At 50.2% G+C, this 15,855-nt stretch carries 23 protein-coding genes; all 23 read left to right on the forward strand.

What is annotated here, in order from left to right:
* Positions 1–59 precede the first annotated feature (59 nt).
* The 23 genes from ACHHV8_RS10015 to ACHHV8_RS10125 all read left to right on the forward strand — a co-directional run bounded on the left by ACHHV8_RS10015 (position 60) and on the right by ACHHV8_RS10125 (position 15,818).
* Positions 60–1,262, forward strand: coding sequence for a phage portal protein (locus ACHHV8_RS10015; RefSeq protein WP_395158141.1), 1,203 nt, complete (start codon positions 60–62; stop codon positions 1,260–1,262).
* 1 nt (position 1,263) lies between these two features.
* Positions 1,264–1,950, forward strand: a complete 687-nt coding sequence (locus ACHHV8_RS10020; RefSeq protein WP_395158142.1) for a head maturation protease, ClpP-related — start codon at positions 1,264–1,266, stop codon at positions 1,948–1,950.
* Positions 1,951–1,981: 31 nt separating this feature from the next.
* On the forward strand, positions 1,982–3,151 hold the full coding sequence (locus ACHHV8_RS10025) for a phage major capsid protein (protein ID WP_395158143.1): 1,170 nt from the start codon (positions 1,982–1,984) through the stop codon (positions 3,149–3,151).
* A complete protein-coding gene (locus ACHHV8_RS10030) occupies positions 3,148–3,423 on the forward strand; it encodes a head-tail connector protein (RefSeq protein WP_395158144.1) in 276 nt (91 codons plus the stop codon). Before ACHHV8_RS10025 ends, ACHHV8_RS10030 begins: the two co-directional genes overlap by 4 nt.
* A 1-nt stretch (position 3,424) precedes the next feature.
* Complete coding sequence (locus ACHHV8_RS10035; RefSeq protein WP_395158145.1) at positions 3,425–3,754, forward strand: phage head closure protein; 330 nt, start codon at positions 3,425–3,427, stop codon at positions 3,752–3,754.
* Positions 3,751–4,173, forward strand: coding sequence for an HK97 gp10 family phage protein (locus ACHHV8_RS10040; protein WP_395158146.1), 423 nt, complete (start codon positions 3,751–3,753; stop codon positions 4,171–4,173). The genes ACHHV8_RS10035 and ACHHV8_RS10040 overlap by 4 nt, the downstream gene beginning before the upstream one ends.
* Positions 4,173–4,622 carry a phage tail terminator family protein gene (locus tag ACHHV8_RS10045; RefSeq protein WP_395158147.1) on the forward strand — a complete coding sequence of 150 codons (450 nt, stop codon included), beginning with the start codon at positions 4,173–4,175 and terminating at the stop codon, positions 4,620–4,622. Before ACHHV8_RS10040 ends, ACHHV8_RS10045 begins: the two co-directional genes overlap by 1 nt.
* Positions 4,623–4,634: 12 nt before the next feature.
* Positions 4,635–5,042 carry a hypothetical protein gene (locus ACHHV8_RS10050; protein ID WP_395158148.1) on the forward strand — a complete coding sequence of 136 codons (408 nt, stop codon included), beginning with the start codon at positions 4,635–4,637 and terminating at the stop codon, positions 5,040–5,042.
* 100 nt (positions 5,043–5,142) lie between these two features.
* Complete coding sequence (locus tag ACHHV8_RS10055) at positions 5,143–5,721, forward strand: phage tail sheath C-terminal domain-containing protein (protein ID WP_395158149.1); 579 nt, start codon at positions 5,143–5,145, stop codon at positions 5,719–5,721.
* 13 nt (positions 5,722–5,734) lie between these two features.
* Entirely contained in the window at positions 5,735–6,160 is a 426-nt protein-coding gene (locus tag ACHHV8_RS10060; RefSeq protein WP_395158150.1) for a phage tail tube protein, read from the forward strand.
* A gap of 44 nt (positions 6,161–6,204) precedes the next feature.
* Entirely contained in the window at positions 6,205–6,582 is a 378-nt protein-coding gene (locus ACHHV8_RS10065; protein WP_395158151.1) for a hypothetical protein, read from the forward strand.
* Between the two features lie 140 nt (positions 6,583–6,722).
* The gene (locus ACHHV8_RS10070) at positions 6,723–8,567 is read left to right on the forward strand and encodes a tape measure protein (RefSeq protein WP_395158152.1); all 1,845 of its coding nucleotides are present in this window, start codon (positions 6,723–6,725) and stop codon (positions 8,565–8,567) included.
* 11 nt (positions 8,568–8,578) lie between these two features.
* Positions 8,579–8,998 (forward strand): hypothetical protein, encoded by a 420-nt coding sequence (locus tag ACHHV8_RS10075; protein ID WP_395158153.1) that lies wholly within the window; start codon positions 8,579–8,581, stop codon positions 8,996–8,998.
* Complete coding sequence (locus ACHHV8_RS10080) at positions 8,995–9,984, forward strand: XkdQ/YqbQ family protein (protein ID WP_395158154.1); 990 nt, start codon at positions 8,995–8,997, stop codon at positions 9,982–9,984. The genes ACHHV8_RS10075 and ACHHV8_RS10080 overlap by 4 nt, the downstream gene beginning before the upstream one ends.
* On the forward strand, positions 9,984–10,262 hold the full coding sequence (locus ACHHV8_RS10085) for a hypothetical protein (protein WP_395158155.1): 279 nt from the start codon (positions 9,984–9,986) through the stop codon (positions 10,260–10,262). The genes ACHHV8_RS10080 and ACHHV8_RS10085 overlap by 1 nt, the downstream gene beginning before the upstream one ends.
* A complete protein-coding gene (locus ACHHV8_RS10090) occupies positions 10,246–10,671 on the forward strand; it encodes a DUF2634 domain-containing protein (protein WP_395158156.1) in 426 nt (141 codons plus the stop codon). Before ACHHV8_RS10085 ends, ACHHV8_RS10090 begins: the two co-directional genes overlap by 17 nt.
* Positions 10,664–11,764: a baseplate J/gp47 family protein gene (locus ACHHV8_RS10095; protein WP_395158157.1), complete on the forward strand. Its 1,101-nt coding sequence runs from the start codon at positions 10,664–10,666 to the stop codon at positions 11,762–11,764. Before ACHHV8_RS10090 ends, ACHHV8_RS10095 begins: the two co-directional genes overlap by 8 nt.
* Positions 11,701–12,234 (forward strand): putative phage tail protein, encoded by a 534-nt coding sequence (locus tag ACHHV8_RS10100; RefSeq protein WP_395158158.1) that lies wholly within the window; start codon positions 11,701–11,703, stop codon positions 12,232–12,234. The genes ACHHV8_RS10095 and ACHHV8_RS10100 overlap by 64 nt, the downstream gene beginning before the upstream one ends.
* The gene (locus ACHHV8_RS10105) at positions 12,235–13,620 is read left to right on the forward strand and encodes a hypothetical protein (protein WP_395158159.1); all 1,386 of its coding nucleotides are present in this window, start codon (positions 12,235–12,237) and stop codon (positions 13,618–13,620) included.
* Positions 13,617–14,036 carry a hypothetical protein gene (locus ACHHV8_RS10110; RefSeq protein ID WP_395158160.1) on the forward strand — a complete coding sequence of 140 codons (420 nt, stop codon included), beginning with the start codon at positions 13,617–13,619 and terminating at the stop codon, positions 14,034–14,036. The genes ACHHV8_RS10105 and ACHHV8_RS10110 overlap by 4 nt, the downstream gene beginning before the upstream one ends.
* Positions 14,037–14,039: 3 nt before the next feature.
* The gene (locus tag ACHHV8_RS10115; protein WP_395158161.1) at positions 14,040–14,234 is read left to right on the forward strand and encodes a hypothetical protein; all 195 of its coding nucleotides are present in this window, start codon (positions 14,040–14,042) and stop codon (positions 14,232–14,234) included.
* Positions 14,235–14,269: 35 nt separating this feature from the next.
* A complete protein-coding gene (locus ACHHV8_RS10120) occupies positions 14,270–14,659 on the forward strand; it encodes a phage holin family protein (RefSeq protein ID WP_395158162.1) in 390 nt (129 codons plus the stop codon).
* 367 nt (positions 14,660–15,026) lie between these two features.
* Complete coding sequence (locus tag ACHHV8_RS10125) at positions 15,027–15,818, forward strand: DUF1906 domain-containing protein (protein ID WP_395158163.1); 792 nt, start codon at positions 15,027–15,029, stop codon at positions 15,816–15,818.
* Positions 15,819–15,855 lie beyond the last annotated feature (37 nt).

Below are 15,855 nucleotides of genomic sequence, written 5' to 3' on the forward strand. Positions count from 1 at the left end.
GGGGTGATAACTATATGAAATGGCCTAGATTTAGGCAGCCCAAAGCGGCCGGCGTGCCTGTGACGAATGATTTTACCTTCCAGGACGTTCAAACCTTTCTGCAATCGCTCGGTATGTCGTCCGGCGACATTAGCGCCGACAAACTTAATAGCGCTACGTATTTTGCCTGCATGGACATCCGCTGCAAGGCTATATCAACGTTACCGCTGCGGGTCATGAAGCGCGATGTCGACGGCGGCAGCGAGCAGGACAGAGCACATTACTTGTCTCCTTTGCTCCAATACCGGCCTAACCCATATATGTCTATGGTCGATTTCCTGTATGCTCGGGAGTTTATGAAGCTCGAATACGGAAACGCCTATGTGTACATGCACACAAGGCGCGGAAAGATTGTGGGGCTTTATCTCCTGGACAGTGCCCGGATGCAAGTGTGGGTGGACGACGCGGGGATAATCGATAAGACCGGGGCCGTGTGGTACTTCTATACGGACAAGGCAGGCAAGCCGTACACCTTCAAGCATGAGCAAATAGTCCACCTAAAGAATCACACGAAAGACGGATTGATCGGGCATTCTGTTAAGCGCTATTTAGCCGAAACGATTGAAAATGAGCAGTATAGCTCAAAATTTATCAATAATTACTGGAAAAACGGCGTACAAGGCCGGGCGATCCTTCAATATACAGGCTCCAAGGACACCGCAGAAATCGAAAAAATGAGGACGACATGGGATAAAATTGTCGCCGGTATCAAGAACGCCGGGCGCATTATTCCGGTAGGTTTGGGCTACGAGATTAAAGAATTTAATCCGAAGCTCGTAGATTCTCAGTTTTTCGAGCTTCAAGGGCTCACAATCCGGCATATAGCTAACGCTTTTGGCGTGAAAATGCACCAGCTTAACGACCTGGGCCGCAGCACATACAACAATATTGAGAGCCAAAACCGAAACTGGCTCACTGATACGTTGCAGCATGAGCTAGTACAGTGTGAAAGCGAATCTAGCTGGAAGCTGCTCACGCCTACCGAACTAGAGGCCGGGTATTACCTTAAGTACGACCTTGATTCCTTGCTACGTGCCGATATCTTGACACGTTACCAGGCTTACGAGATTGGCGTCCGCAGCGGCATTGATACATCTAACGAGGTTAGGGCCCTGGAAGGCAAAAAGGCGCTGCCTGGCGGCGACAAGCTCACCGTTAACGGTGCGGTTATGCCTCTTGAGCTGGCCGGAGCAGCGTATAAAGAGCCGGAGGGAGGTGACTAAAATGCTTAAGTACTTGCAGGTTAAGAACCAAACGGGCGATTCCGCAGATATTCATTTCTACGGCGATATCGTGGGCAGCGAGTGGGATAAATGGGACGATACCGACACCGCGCCGTCCGACGTTATGGCGGCTCTGGACGAAGCGAAAAACGCCAGCATGCTAAACATTTACATCAATAGCGCTGGCGGCTCGGTGTTTGCCGGACTTGCCATCTATAACATGCTCAAGCGGCACCAAGCCCACAAAACCGTGTATGTGGACGGCGTAGCTGGCTCTATTACTTCTGTTATTGCTATGGCCGGAGACAAGATAGTTATCCCTTCTAACGCCTTCCTGATGATACACAAGCCGTGGAACATCATCCAGGGAAACGCTAATGATTTTAGGAAGATGGCCGACGACCTGGACCGAATCGAGACCGGCATGCTGAATGTCTATCAGTCCCGACTCGCTTACGGTACGTCCATCGAGACCGTTAAGGAAATGCTCGAAGCCGAAACCTGGCTGGATGGCAAAGAAGCCGCTAAGTATTTCACGGTGACGGTAGGCGACGAGGTGCGGTATGCTGCTTCGGTGAGTGACCTATCCATATACGCCAAGGCTCCTAAAGCCCTAACGGCTGTAGAGCCGGACAACAGCGCAGAAATTGAGCGCTTGAGCCTGGAGCTGGAATTGCTGACCGTTTAGAACCAAAAATAACTTATAAGGGGCAACATCAATGAAACTTATCGACGCTATGAAAGCGAAACTCGAAACCTTGAAAGCCGAAGCTCAAGCCTTTTTGACTGACGGCAAGGTAGCCGAGGCTAAAGCCAAAATGGAAGAAGTTAAGAGCCAAAAAGAGGCCGTAGCCTTACAGGAAATTCTCGACCAAGAAGAATTAGAAGCAATCCAGGCGAAAGCACCAGGCGCGCCGACTCCAACCCCGGCAGCAATCGACCCGCAGGCGGCAAAAGAAAATGCTTCCTTCCTCCGGGCTGCTATTAAGCAAGGTATGGGACGCAGCCTGACCGCCGCAGAGAATGCTTTGCTAGTGCCTACCGGCCTACCGACACCAGGCTCGGACGGCGTGGGGTTGCTGTTCCCGCAGGACATTCGGACAATCATTCAGAAGAAGATCCGTCAATACCGCTCTTTGCGTGACGTGCTCGGCTATTTCCCGGTAAGCACAATGACAGGCTCCTTGCCGGTTGAAAACTTCGAGACCGTAACCGAGCTTGTGGACTTCTCCGATGGTACGCCGGTTGACGATATCGCGGATATCAAATTTGGAAACGTGAGCTACTCGCTGAAAGAAAAAGGCGGCTTCATCGCTCTATCTAACACGCTCCTAGCTATGACGGACAATGACCTGATTAACTACATTGCCGACGTGTTTGCGCGTAAAGCGGTCGTAACTGAAAACAAAATGGCTATCACAGCTTTGAAAGCTGGCAAGACGGTTAAGGCTATCGCGGACTGGAAAGCGCTGAAAAAGTCTATCAATGTGGACCTGGACGAAGGCGTTAAGTACAACCTTGTTATCGTAACCAACCAGGACGGCTTTGACGTTCTGGACTCCGCACTCGATACTACGGGCCGTCCAGTGCTGCAGCCTGACCCAACCAACCCAACGGCTAAGCGTTTCATGGGTATTCGCGTAGAGGTTTACAGCAATGCTATGCTCCCGACTACCGGAACGGACACCCTGGAGGCGCCAATCTTTTACGGTAACTTGGACGCTGCGGTTAAAATGGTCGACAACGGCCAGTATATGTTTGCTACGTCCGCGCATGCCGGGTTTACGACTAACACGACCGTAGCGCGTGTTATCACTTACCTCGATGTTATGAAGCTGGATGCCTCGGACAAAATCTATATCGCCGGTACGCTGACAGTAGCCGAATGATAGACGAGCTTAAAGTCTATTTACGGATAGACCTGGACGCCACGGAGGAGGACGCCCTCCTCCAAGGCCTGATAGGGGCCGCTAAGATCCAGATAAAAGCCGCTACGGGAAAAGATATTGACGAAACGAATGAGATCCACAAGCTAGCCGTGTATATGTTGGTAACTCACTGGTATGAGAATAGAAACGTTATTGTAAATGCCACAAGACCGCCTACCGAGATACCGCACACGTTGACGCCAATTTTGCTTACTATCGAATGGAGCGATTAACATGCTTGAAATCGGCAAAATGGACAAGCGCGTAGAGCTATGGGCTAACCAAACCGTCACTAACGAGGTTGGCGCCCAAGCTAACCAGCCGGGCAAGGTGCGCAGCCTATGGGCGCAGATTGAGAATATGGCCGGCAAGGTGTCCGAGCGGTCCGGCGTTGATACGAACGTGAACACAACGACACAACGCGTAACGGTCCGATATGCGAAGGATATAAGTAAAGACAATTGGCTAGTATTCCGCGAGCGCCGCTTCGATATTGACTATGTGGACGATGCGTACTATCGGCAGGATAAGCTCATCTTACATTGCCGGGAGGTGCAAGCATGAGCCGGGACGTAGACACACGGCAGCTTGACGCCTTTGTGCAGAGCCTGGTAGACATTGCTACCAAGACGATCCCCAAAGAGTCCAAAAAGTTCCTAAGAGGCGAGGGAACGAAGCTGCGTAAAGCCACAGCAGCACAAGCCCGGAAGTCTGTTAATAAAAAGTCTAACCGGTATTTCAAGAGTATTAAGCGTGGCCGGGCTTACGATTTCAACGGGGTGCCTAGTATACGCGTATACTCCACCGCTCCGCATGCCCACTTAATCGAAGACGGGCACAGAATCGTAGGGCGTGACGGCACAGAGCACGGATTCCAACCGGGTCTAAAGGTGTTTGAGAGGGCCTCAATGGCTTTTGAGGATACCTATGTAGACGACGTGGAGGCCTGGGTAGATAAAATGCTGAAAGAGGGAAAGTTATAATGTTTACGCTTAAGGACCTGGCTCGGGCTATCAATTTAAGGCTGTCTGCGGCTGTCTCAGAGATTCCAATCGTGTCCACGGACATTCGAGAAGGATTCCATAGACCTAGCTTCTACGTCGATTTCGACGAGGCTACGAAGGCGCCCCGTTTTGATTGGGCTGTAGAGCGAAACGTCCAAGTGACCATATACTTTTTCCCTACCAGCCAGTACGACTACCAGCTTGAAATGCTCGACATACAGGACCGGGTAGAGAGCGCGTTCACTGGTACGCTTGACTTGGCCCCGGGAGGCGCGTTTAAAGCCTGGATTGACGAGGTGTCTACTATCCGGGTGGATGGTGTTCTACAGACAAGCTTTGAGATCCATTACGTAGAGGACAAAGACGACGACGGGGGCGCCGACGCGGATATGATGGAGGAGCTAAGCCTCGATGTTGATTTAGAATAGGATGGTGAGTAAATGGCTAACACAATGCCCCAGATAGAAATTATTTTTAAGCAGCTTGCCGGTACGGCAGTAGCCCGCTCGGCGCAAGGTATCGCTGCCTTAATCGTACTAGACGACACCGACAAGAGTTTCGATACGCTGACGCTGACAAGCGTTACAGACCTTGACGCCACGAAATTCACGGCAGCTAACGCCGGATATATCAAAGATGTTTTAACCGGTGTGCCGTCCAAGCTTATCGTTATTAGGGTGGATGCTGACAGCGAAGCGGTAGTATCCGACGCAGTAGCGGCGCTAGGCGTAACGAGATATAACTGGATCGGCCTAGTAGGCGGGGCCGCCGAGGACCGAAGCAGACCTAGCCGATTATATCAAAGCTCGGGAGGCCGCTGGCGATACGAAAAAGGCAGTTGTTTTTAACGTAACGGCTCCAGACTGCCAGCACGTAGTCAACTTTGCAACGGCTAATATCACTTATGTTGACGGTCCTACGGTAACAGGTGAAGCTTTTGTTCCTCGTTTGCTCGGGGCGCTTTCCGGTATCGAGGTAACACTAGCGCAATCAGCTACGTACAAAGAGTTCCCCGAGCTGCTTTCTGTAACGGATCAAGCCGACAACGACGCGGCCGTAGCAGCTGGAAAGCTATTCCTTTTTAACGATGAGGGAGCCGTGCGCCTGTCCACAGCAATCAACAGCCTGACCACGTTCACCGGTGATAAAACGGAGGACATGAGTTCTATTCTTATCACGGAGTCTATGGACATGATCCGGGCTGACATTGCTTCTACGTTTAAAAGCGGCTACCTGGCTAAGTACAAAAATAAATACGACAATCAAGTGCTGTTTATCTCGGCCATTAACGCATATTTTAATGAGCTGGTGACGCTTAACATCTTGGATAACGCTTTTGCTAACCTGGCGGGCGTGGACGTCGAGGCGCAGCGTAACGCGTGGCTGTCTGTGGGTAAGACGGAGGCCGCGACCTGGACAGAGGCACAGGTTAAAAACAACAGCTTTAAGCGTAACGTGTTTTTAAGCGCTGATATTAAAATACTGGACGCTATGGAAAACTTTAAGTTTTCTGTATCGCTGCAATAAGGAGGTGGCATGAGTGGACTACAGCAAACAAAACAAGCTGCTATCCGGTACAGATGGGAGCACCTGGGTTAACGGTGAATTGCTTACCGACATGGCTAGCTTTGAGTTTAAAGTAACGGGCAATTTTGAGGAAGTTAGCTTTGTGGGTGATTACGGAACATATAATCGCTTCATGGGCTTTTCTATTGATGGCACTCTCGGCCTAAATAAAATTATGTCCCGCGGTGCCCGCCTGGTCGGTGACGGCTTCAAGACGGGTATCATGCCTGATATTAAGATTATAGGCTCGATCAAGAATCCTCAAACCGGCGAGTCTGAGCGCGTGGAGCTTCTGGGCGTTGTGTTTACGGAGTTCGGGCTTAATTTCGAGAACAAGACGCTGCTGAAAGAGGACCTGCCTTTTAAGGCCGTGACTTACAATTACATTGACCGAATCTAATAGGGCGGGGGCTCTGGCCCCTTTCCATCCTGGGAGGGCTGTACATGAAAAAGCCAATGACGCTTGATGAGCTTATCGCTAAGAAGCTGAAAAAAGATGAAAAACTTAACGCCGAGGAAGTATACGAGCTCCCCTCGGGCGGCTGTGTAACGCTCCAGACTCCGACTGACGACATTATAAGCTCGACACTAGACCGCCTAAGTGATAGCAGCGTTAGCGGCGTTGCAGATGCTTACGATTTCCTTATTTACAATTGCGTCAAGGAGTTCAAGGACCCAGCTTTACATGAGCAGGCTGGCATTAGCGTGCCTACTGATACCGTGCGGGCTATTCTGGATCTTAACGACCGCTTGACGTTGGGCACGCACTTGATTGAGAAGGCCGGGCTAAAAGACATGGCAGATGAGGTAAAAAAGCCGTAGAGAATGACGGCGAAATGGCCCTAATTGGGTTCTGGATGCTTCGCGGTCATTCTGCTGAATCTTTACTCAATCTGACCTACCGGGAACGACTTTTTTATGCTTATGTCATGGAGCAATACAACAGACAGGAGGGTTAGACGTTGGCCTCCAGATCAAAAGTTATTAATACGATACTTAACTTAAAGTCAAACATGGCTGCACAAATTGCGTCCATAACCAACGCTACAAACAAGCAGCAGAAAGCAATGCAGAAGCTGACCAACAATATCAATAAATTCAAGTCCAACACCAAGACGGCTTTTACCGAAGCCGCCAAATCGGCTGTCAAGTTCGGGGCCACGGTGGGCGCTATCGGATTTACAGCTATCGGGGCTACCGCGGGCCTGGCGCTTAAAAAAGGGTTAGAGGATTCAATGGACTTCGAGGGCCTTAAGAATCAACTCTTAATCGCTACGCGGGACCAGACCAAAGCGAGTGACCTGTTTAGCTGGGCTAACAAATTCGCCAATACTACGCCGTTTGGCAATAAGGAAGTTATCGACGCGACCAGCCAGCTAACCATGCAAGGGTTAGACGCTAAAAAGTGGATACCACTTTTAGGTGACATGGCTGCATCGAAATCCGGTAAGACTCTCGACGATGCGGTGCAGGCGCAGCTGGACGCGCAGACCGGGGAGCTGGAGCGGCTCAAAGAGTTCGGCATCACAAAGCAAAACATCATCGACGAGGGCAATCGTATCATGAAGGGTAAACAGCTCGTTAACAACAAAGGGCAAATAACCGACATGGACAATTTCCTTGTGGCCTTGCAAAGCCTAATGTCCAAGAAGTATTCCGGCGCTATGGAAGCTCAGTCCAAAACGGTTAAAGGTATTTGGGACAATACTAAAGCGACGGTAAGCACAGCGCTTACCAAGATTTGGGGCATACAAGAGGACGGAAGCATTAAGGCCGGATCGGCTTTGGATAAGCTCAAGAATAAAGCAAAAACGCTAATGGACTTTGTTGATACAGCTGCCGGGGGCGCCAAGCTCGACGAGTTGCAGGCCGATCTATCCCAGGTATTTGATTATGCAGAGGTTGCGATCCCCAAAGCCATAACTGCGGCAAAAACAGCGTGGGATAAGTTAACCGGTGCGCTGTCCTGGATTAATGATAACAAAGGCTGGCTGATTCCTACGCTTGGAGGCATTGCGGCGGCTATCGCAGCCCAGAAAGTAGCCTCTACGATTGTTACGATATATGAGTCATGGATTGTCGTTACAAAAGCGCTGACCTTAGCGCAGGTGGCTTTTGCGGCGGCTTCGGCTCTCACGCCTTTCGGTATTATAGCTATAGCAATCGGTGCTGCGGTGGCTGCGGCGATACTGCTCTACACTTATTGGGACAAAATAAAAGCAAAATTGGACGTGTTCGCTGAGGCCGCTAAGTCTGTTTTGATCGGGCTTGTCGGGCCTTTCGGTATGATTATAGAGGCGGGCACTCTGCTCTATAAGAATTGGGACACTATCCGGGAAAAAGGAACGGTGATGTGGGCCACTCTGAAAGACGCCTTTAACTCCTCGGTCAACGTCATTATCGATAAAATCAATTGGCTGATTGAGAAGATCAACCTCATACCCGGCGTAAACATTCCCATAATTCCTAAAATCGATATGAGCAGCTATAACAACGCCGCCCCGATGCTCACGCCGAGCGCTATCGATAACGCCATTAAGCCTAACAGCCCGATGCTTGCTAAGCACGCTCTAGGCACGAACTATGCGCCTGGCGGGCCGTCACTTGTCGGTGAGCAAGGGCCTGAGATTGTTAACTTGCCTAGAGGCTCCCAGGTACTGAACGCAAGCAAGACAGCCGGAGCGCTTGGCGGTAAGTCGGTGACCGTTAATATTAGTGTAGGGACGCTGGTAGCGCCGGATGGCTACGCGGACAAAATAGGCGAGCTGCTTTATGATCGTATATCGCTTGCTATGACTAACGTATAAGGGGGCCGAGGATGGATATTGTTTTTGCCGTCAATAACTTTGCGGATTCTATCATCCTGCCGGTCAATCCTACCAGTGATTTCATGGCAGACATGAACAAAAGGAAGAACGAACAATTTGAACGGGTGGACGGTACGCCTTTAAACCTGCCGGGGCCTCGGGATCTTAAGACGCTTACGCTGACGTCGTTCTTCCCGGTCAAGTGGTACCCCTTCATGAAGGGCGAGCGCTTAGGCTGGGACTGTGTCGTATGGTTCAACACGTACATTAATCAGCGAATACCCTTACGGCTCATTGTGACGGTGGGCGACGTGGAAATGATGAATATAGCTGTAATAGTTGACGATTTTAGCTATGGGGTCGACAAGCCGGGGGATATCCCGTACACACTGACGCTTAGCGAATTTCCGTTCGGAGATGGTACGCAATGAGCCATATATTGGTTTTGGTGCAAGATAACATATTGACCGACATAACAAGTTTTGCAGGTTCTCTGAGCTGGAGTTCTAACGTTGATAGCCTAGCTGTAGAATGCCAATTCGACTATATCAACAGCTCCAACGCGCGATACCTTGACTCTAAGGCTATCAACCTAGGTGACCAAATTTTATTACAGGATTCGGCAGGCGTTACGCTGCATAGGTTTATCATCGTCAAGCAGCAGAAAAACGGCCCTTTTAGGATAACTTACAACTGCTTTGACTTTGCTTGGTATCTCAATAGTAACGCCGCAGCCGTCCAATTCAACGGCGTGGCGGCGTCTACGGCCATAGAGCAATTATTAAACCGGTACAACGTTAAGCACAGCGTAACGAGCATCAAGACGCCTATTAAGAAGATTTACAACGGTGACAGCCTATCGGACGTTATCAAGGATATTATCAGCCAGGCTACGAGTGAGACAGGTAAAAAGTATTTTATGGAGATGCGACTAGACACGCTCCACATCACGCCTTACGAGGACCTACTTATCACGCCTACTGTCCAGATAGCTAACAACACGGCACCGTTCCCGGTAGCGGCTGCGATAAGCAACCCTAGCCGGACGTTAAGTATAGAGGATTTGCGTAACAGAGTTACGGTGGTAAGCGAGAGCGACGACCGCCTAAAGATCCTACAGACCGTGGACGACGCGGATTCACAGGCCCAGTACGGGCTCTTGACGCACGTTGAAAGTGTAGACAAAAAAGATGAATCGCAGGCCCGGAACATAGCGCGTAACAAGCTGGCCGAGCTTAACCGGGTGTCAGAGGATACGAGCATTGACCTTCTGGGCTCAGACGAGCTAAGAGCCGGGCGGCTTATTGATGTTAACGAGCCGATTACGGGCATAACGGGCCGATATCTCATCACTCAGGCCAGCCATACGGAAAACAACGGGGTCCACAAGACAACTATTAGACTAGGGGTGACGTAATGCAACGTTGGGACGTAGGTTTAGCAAGGCTGCTCAAGCAGCCGCCAGGCGTGCAGGCCGTTAGCCTGGGCGTTGTAGTGTCGGTGAGCCCGATCAGGGTAAGCCTGGGTGACTTTCTGCTAGAGGCCGATCAGCTCATGTTGTCTAGCCGGTTGAATGACCTGGTGGTAGCGGATCGGCTTAGTGTAGGTGATGCGGTTGTTTTGCTCACAAGTAATTTTCAGCAGTTTGTCGTAGCTGACAAGATCGGGGGCGGCTTGCTTGATACCAACGAATAACACAGCGTCAATCCTACCAGCCACGGCTATTCCTTTCGGTTTAGCGCCACTATTCGACTTTGAGACAGGGCAGACTGTATTCCAGGACGGCCGGCCGGTCATGGCTGATTATGGGCAGGCCATTGAGCAATGGGTGCGAATGCTGCTAGGCACAGAGCGCGGAAAGTATCCGATTTATAGTGACTTCGGCGTATCCTTATATCAATTCATTGGGCGGCGTGACTTGCCGGTAGGCGTGGTAGACTCTGAGGTTAAGCGGCAGGTATCCGAGCAACTACTCATGCACCCCGAGATAACCGGTATTACAGGCTTTAGCACAAAGCGAACGCCAAAGGGCGCGGAAATATCCTTTATGGTTCAAACAAAGCAAGGGGCCGCTCAGAGATTGGAGGTTAGGCTAAATGGATAATTACAGTAAGCTCATGGCGGGCCTACCGGACACATACGACAAGCGGCCCGGCCTGCTGCCTGCCGATTTGATGAAAAGCTTTAGTCTGCTGCTGGATGGATTAGACGGCAAGCTAGCAGGGGTGGAGGCGCAGATGGACATTAACAACTTAGCGGGCGATCAGCTGGAGCAGTTTGTCAACCAACGTACAGGCTTGACGCGCAACCCCGCGACATATGCCATTGGTACGGTTACCGTAACCGGCACAGGCGTGGTTAACACCGGGGACATATTCGAGACTAAAAGCGGCATACAGTACCGGGCCACGCAGACGGGGACGGTCTCCGGCAGCGCGTCGATCGAGGTTAAGTGTGTGCTTCCCGGGATGGCAGGTAACGTGCCTGCTGGGCAGGTGGTGCAGATCCCGGTAACCTTGCCGGGCATTACTGCCGTCACCAACAGCGCCCCTATGACGGACGGCTTCGACGCTGAATCTGACACATCACTAAGGGAACGGTATTTCCTGGTATTGCAGACCCCGGCGACAAGCGGCAATGTCTACCATTATAAGCTATGGGCGCGGGAGCAGGCGGGCGTAGGTGACGCGAAGGTTTACCCGCTCAGCTTCGGACCTGGTACGGTGGAGGTTAGAATAATCGATCAGAACAAAGGCGCTGCCTCTCCTACGTTGGTTGACGTCGTTCAGAATTTTATAGATCCCGATTCAGAGGGTAAAGGCTTAGGCCAGGCCCCTATAGGCGCTAAATGCACGGTGCTATCAGCCGACGCGAAGCTGATAGATATTTCTGTTAGTGCCATTAAGTCAGCCGGGGCAACGGATTCGGACGTTCTCACCAGTATCGAAAACTCGGTATCTTCTTATTTAAAGAGCATAGCCTTTCAGGCGGCCGCAGCCTCTTACGCAAAGATCGGGGAGGCGATTATCAGTGCGGAAGGCGTGGAGGATTACTCCGGCCTTACGGTTAACGGGGATATCGTTAACGTGCCTATAGGCGATAAGGAAACGCCGGTCCGTAGGGGTGATTACGCTTGTATAAGGACAAGGTGCTTTCTAATCTTAACGCTATCAGCCGGTCGGATAAATTTGTTATAGACCTGGCGTCTTCTGCTGGAGAGGCATTAGACACGGTGCTAAATATGGTCGGAGATGCTATAGACAACCTTAACGTTGATACGGCCACGTGGGCGTTATCCCTATTTGAGCGAGACTTGGGGCTACCCACTGACGTCAGCAAGCCGCCGGCCGAGCGCCGGGCCAGGATAAAATTTAAGCAGCGGACGCTTGGGGCCGTTAATGTCGATACAATCAAAGCTGCATGCCTATCATATCCTAACGGTGATGTGGAGGTAGACTTCAACGGCGCGGTGATTATCCGATTTACCAACGTGCAAGGGACGCCGAGCTTCCTCGACAGCCTAAAGTCTGACCTAGAAAAGCTCATACCTGCACACCTGGCTATCATATGGGAGTACAAGTTTATCACCTATCGGCAGCTTCTAGGCATGACTTACGGCCAACTACAGAATACCAAATATGACAAATTTTCAAGAGGGGGATTTTAGGTGCCTACCTACACGCAGAATTTAGGTCTGAGGAAAATCGACACGTCCACGGACTTAGACCTTACGGTTAACGTCGATACGGATTTCAATGCTAACTGGGATGAGCTAGACATGAAGGTGCCGGTAAAATCTACAGCTGACACGACATACTACGTAAGTGTGGAAGGCGACGACACCAATGATGGTTTGAGTGCGGGTACGCCGTTTAAGACGATAACTAAAGCGGTCAGTATGATTCCGCAGGTGTGTAATCACTTGTATACAATCAACCTAGCAGACGGGACGTACAGTGAGGACGTTACCATTACAGGGGTTGTGGGTGGCGGCACGATCGATATCACCGGAAATATAACAACTCCTGATTCGGTTGTCATTAACTCTATTATGGTAAAACATTGTGTCCCCATATTGGGGATATATGGTATTAAAGGTATCAGCACCGATAAACCATGTTTCTATGCCGTTCGATGTAAACACGTCATATTCAGTGCTTGTAAAGTAACAGCAACAAGTGCTACGTCTTCAGGTGTTATGATGGATGCGACTGATGGCCGTATTGTAGGGTGTACCCTATCAAACCGAAAATATGGTATTCAGGTAGGATATTGCGCAAATGTATATTGTTCCAACAATACAGGGGAAGGGAATAGCTACGCGATGCACGCCCACGAGGGGGGCCAAATTCGATTTACAGGAACGATCCCCGGCATGGGATTACTAAGTATATCAGCTGGGGCCATTAATAATGTCTTCCCCGGTGCTACGGAACAAAATATCACCTTGTATGTGTCTACGACAGGAAATGATACCAATGATGGATTGACCAGTGAAACGGCATTGAGAAATATTCAAACGGCAATTAACCGGATTCCTCAGATGGTCAATCATCAGGTAAAAATCAACGTAGCTGCGGGGACCTACAGCGAATCCATAGGTATAAACGGGTTCATCGGTAAAGGGTCGATCCTGCTGGTCGGTGGGACTAGCGTATCCGATAACTATGTTGTGAATAGTGTGGATGTTTTTAACTGTGTCTTGGATGTAACCGTTCGAGGTCTAAAGGCCATATCCACTACACATGATGGATTTTCGGCGTATGGCAGCTCGGCCGTCACATTCGACGCGTGTCGGTGTAACAATGCGACAACATCCTTTAGTGCTGTTATATACAATAAGTCGAAAGGAACGGTTTCAGGATGCGACTTATCCAATAGACAAGCCGGGCTTTTTATCCAAAGGCATTCGATTGTATTTAGCACAACAAATACGGGCACAGGTAACGCGACTGGACTGTATGCTGCAGAAGCATCAACGATAGGGAAGTTCAGCACACAGCCAACAGGAACGACTGCGGAAAGCACAGGTGGAGGGGGAGTTATACGATGATAGCAGTTCTATACAAAGATGGGGTGCTCGCTAGTTTTATTGATAAGGTCACATCGATTGATGGGGATACCATCGAAGCTGAAAGCGGCGGGGCCAAGGGCGTACAGCATGATATCCTTGTGCTCGATCAGGCAAGCATCCGGTATGAACAGGTTGAATCGGGTCGTATCTCCTATACGGATTGGGTGCCTGACGAACAAGGCATCCCACAGCCCGAAGAAAAGGTAAACGTCTATTACACCGATATTCCCATATTGGTCACGACCCAAGGGGAATATCGTTCAGGTGACGATTTTGACGCTTCACTTTTTACTGATGAGCGGGATCTCATCCCAAAGACTCAAGCACAGATTGACCGCGAACGCCTATCCGACTTGGAATTAATGATAGCCGATATTATTACGGGAGGGCTATAAAAAATGGCAAATATGACAGATCTCCAAGTAAGGATTGTTGGTCGTGCGTGTATTACACGGTTTGATGCGGGTGAGGCGCCGACACTTTCCGGGGTGATCGCGAATAATTACGCTGTGTTAAATAATCCCGAGCGCGAGGAGGATCTTAACGCTATCGTCGCATTTATCGTCAGCGAAAGGCCGGACATTCCGCTCTAAATGAGGATCATATTATCTATTAATAGGGGGTTATTATGGAAAAAAGTATTATTTCAACTGTGTGTGTAGCTATATCGGCTTATGCCTTCGGCGGGTGGAGCAGCTTGCTCGGGCTTTTAGCCTTAGCGTGTGCCATCGACTACGGAACCGGTATTCTCGCTTCTATTAAGGAAGGAAAGAAGATCAGCAGCAGCGTAGGGTATTGGGGCTTCATGAAAAAAGCCCTCATGTTTACAGCTATTATGTTAGCTCACCGGTTGGACGTGTCCCAGGGTACCACGGTCATAATGCAAGGGGCTGTATATTCCTTCTTGGCTAATGAATTAGTATCGATCAGCGAGAACTATGCCCGGTTAGGCTGGCCGCTGCCCAAGCCGCTACAAGACGGCATATCTTTCGTTAAAAGCAAGCTAACCGGCAAGTAGGCAGAAATCGACCGGGATTGTAAAATTCCATAATTGGAAATTAGTGGTCATGTTTTCAGCGGACAGCGGAGGACAGCAAAAATTCTGCTGTCTGGACAGCGGACAGCAAAAAAAATCCGCTGTCCAGGTTTGCTGTCCATGAAAAAAGCCTTATGTACCAAGGGTTTGAGGCACCTGTGGACAGCAAGACAGCAGATTTCACTATATTTAGAAATAATAATAGTTAGCCCTATATTGGCCTATCAAAATAGGGGCTAAATGAAAATATAGCAGGAGAAGGAAAACCCGCTGTCCTGCTGTCTGCTGTCTTGGCCTATTTTGAGCTGGAAACTGGAAATTAACAAACCTTAAAAAGTGGGTGGGTATCGTGGCAAAAGGATTTGATTGTGCTACGCCTTTAAGCGCTAGCCTGGCAGCAAAATTTGCTTCCCAAGGGTTTACCTTCGTATGTCGGTACCTAGCACCGGTAGGATCACGGAAACGGCTAACAGTCGGAGAGGCTGCGGATATCAGCGCTGCGGGGCTTTACGTTGTATCTGTATTCGAGAGAGGGGCGGCTAACGCTCTCCAGGGCGCGGAGCAAGGCCGGGAGGATGGCGCGCTGGCGCTCCAGTATGCGCGGGAGGTAGGACAGCCGGAAGGATCGGTTATTTACGCGGCAGTAGATACGGACGTTAACGCAGCCAGCTACGACGCTATAGAGGCATATATGCGCGCGTTTGACGAGCAGATCCCAGGCTATGAGCTAGGGGCCTACGGTGAATATGAAGTGTGCAAGATGCTCCAGGACCGCGGCGCTATAAGCAAGGTATGGCAGACCTACGCCTGGAGCAGAGGTGCTAAGCTGGACGCGCCTAATCTCTATCAGTTTGAAAATGACGTACAGGTTAACGGTATTGGTATAGATCGGGATGAATCAGACGGAGACGCGGGAGGGTGGAAAGTAGGCATGGCTATTAAACAAAATGTGCTTGATGCAGATTTAGCAAACGAGGCAATTGCATTCATCGAGAAAGATTATGAAGCAAACAAGGAGCTGTATCTTGAGCATCTCGACAGCGGTAATATGGACGGTGCGCAGGCGTGCAGCCGGCAAATGGCCTATGATAATACGGTTGCTAATCGGCTGCGTGATGCGGCTGGGTTGCCAAGAGAATAAATGAGGAAAGCCCTCTGTCCTAGCGGATGGAGGGCTT

The sequence above is a fragment of the Paenibacillus sp. TAB_01 genome (assembly GCF_043945595.1).
GTDB lineage: Bacteria > Bacillota > Bacilli > Paenibacillales > NBRC-103111 > Paenibacillus_S.

What these genes read in the sequence shown, in the direction of transcription:
- ACHHV8_RS10020 (WP_395158142.1), top strand. Translation starts at nt 1,264, where the DNA reads ATGCTTAAGTACTTGCAGGTTAAGAACCAAACGGGCGATTCCGCAGAT.
- ACHHV8_RS10025 (WP_395158143.1), top strand. Translation starts at nt 1,982, where the DNA reads ATGAAACTTATCGACGCTATGAAAGCGAAACTCGAAACCTTGAAAGCC.
- ACHHV8_RS10030 (WP_395158144.1), top strand. Translation starts at nt 3,148, where the DNA reads ATGATAGACGAGCTTAAAGTCTATTTACGGATAGACCTGGACGCCACG.
- ACHHV8_RS10035 (WP_395158145.1), top strand. Translation starts at nt 3,425, where the DNA reads ATGCTTGAAATCGGCAAAATGGACAAGCGCGTAGAGCTATGGGCTAAC.
- ACHHV8_RS10040 (WP_395158146.1), top strand. Translation starts at nt 3,751, where the DNA reads ATGAGCCGGGACGTAGACACACGGCAGCTTGACGCCTTTGTGCAGAGC.
- ACHHV8_RS10045 (WP_395158147.1), top strand. Translation starts at nt 4,173, where the DNA reads ATGTTTACGCTTAAGGACCTGGCTCGGGCTATCAATTTAAGGCTGTCT.
- ACHHV8_RS10050 (WP_395158148.1), top strand. Translation starts at nt 4,635, where the DNA reads ATGGCTAACACAATGCCCCAGATAGAAATTATTTTTAAGCAGCTTGCC.
- ACHHV8_RS10065 (WP_395158151.1), top strand. Translation starts at nt 6,205, where the DNA reads ATGAAAAAGCCAATGACGCTTGATGAGCTTATCGCTAAGAAGCTGAAA.
- ACHHV8_RS10075 (WP_395158153.1), top strand. Translation starts at nt 8,579, where the DNA reads ATGGATATTGTTTTTGCCGTCAATAACTTTGCGGATTCTATCATCCTG.
- ACHHV8_RS10080 (WP_395158154.1), top strand. Translation starts at nt 8,995, where the DNA reads ATGAGCCATATATTGGTTTTGGTGCAAGATAACATATTGACCGACATA.
- ACHHV8_RS10085 (WP_395158155.1), top strand. Translation starts at nt 9,984, where the DNA reads ATGCAACGTTGGGACGTAGGTTTAGCAAGGCTGCTCAAGCAGCCGCCA.
- ACHHV8_RS10095 (WP_395158157.1), top strand. Translation starts at nt 10,664, where the DNA reads ATGGATAATTACAGTAAGCTCATGGCGGGCCTACCGGACACATACGAC.
- ACHHV8_RS10110 (WP_395158160.1), top strand. Translation starts at nt 13,617, where the DNA reads ATGATAGCAGTTCTATACAAAGATGGGGTGCTCGCTAGTTTTATTGAT.
- ACHHV8_RS10115 (WP_395158161.1), top strand. Translation starts at nt 14,040, where the DNA reads ATGGCAAATATGACAGATCTCCAAGTAAGGATTGTTGGTCGTGCGTGT.
- ACHHV8_RS10120 (WP_395158162.1), top strand. Translation starts at nt 14,270, where the DNA reads ATGGAAAAAAGTATTATTTCAACTGTGTGTGTAGCTATATCGGCTTAT.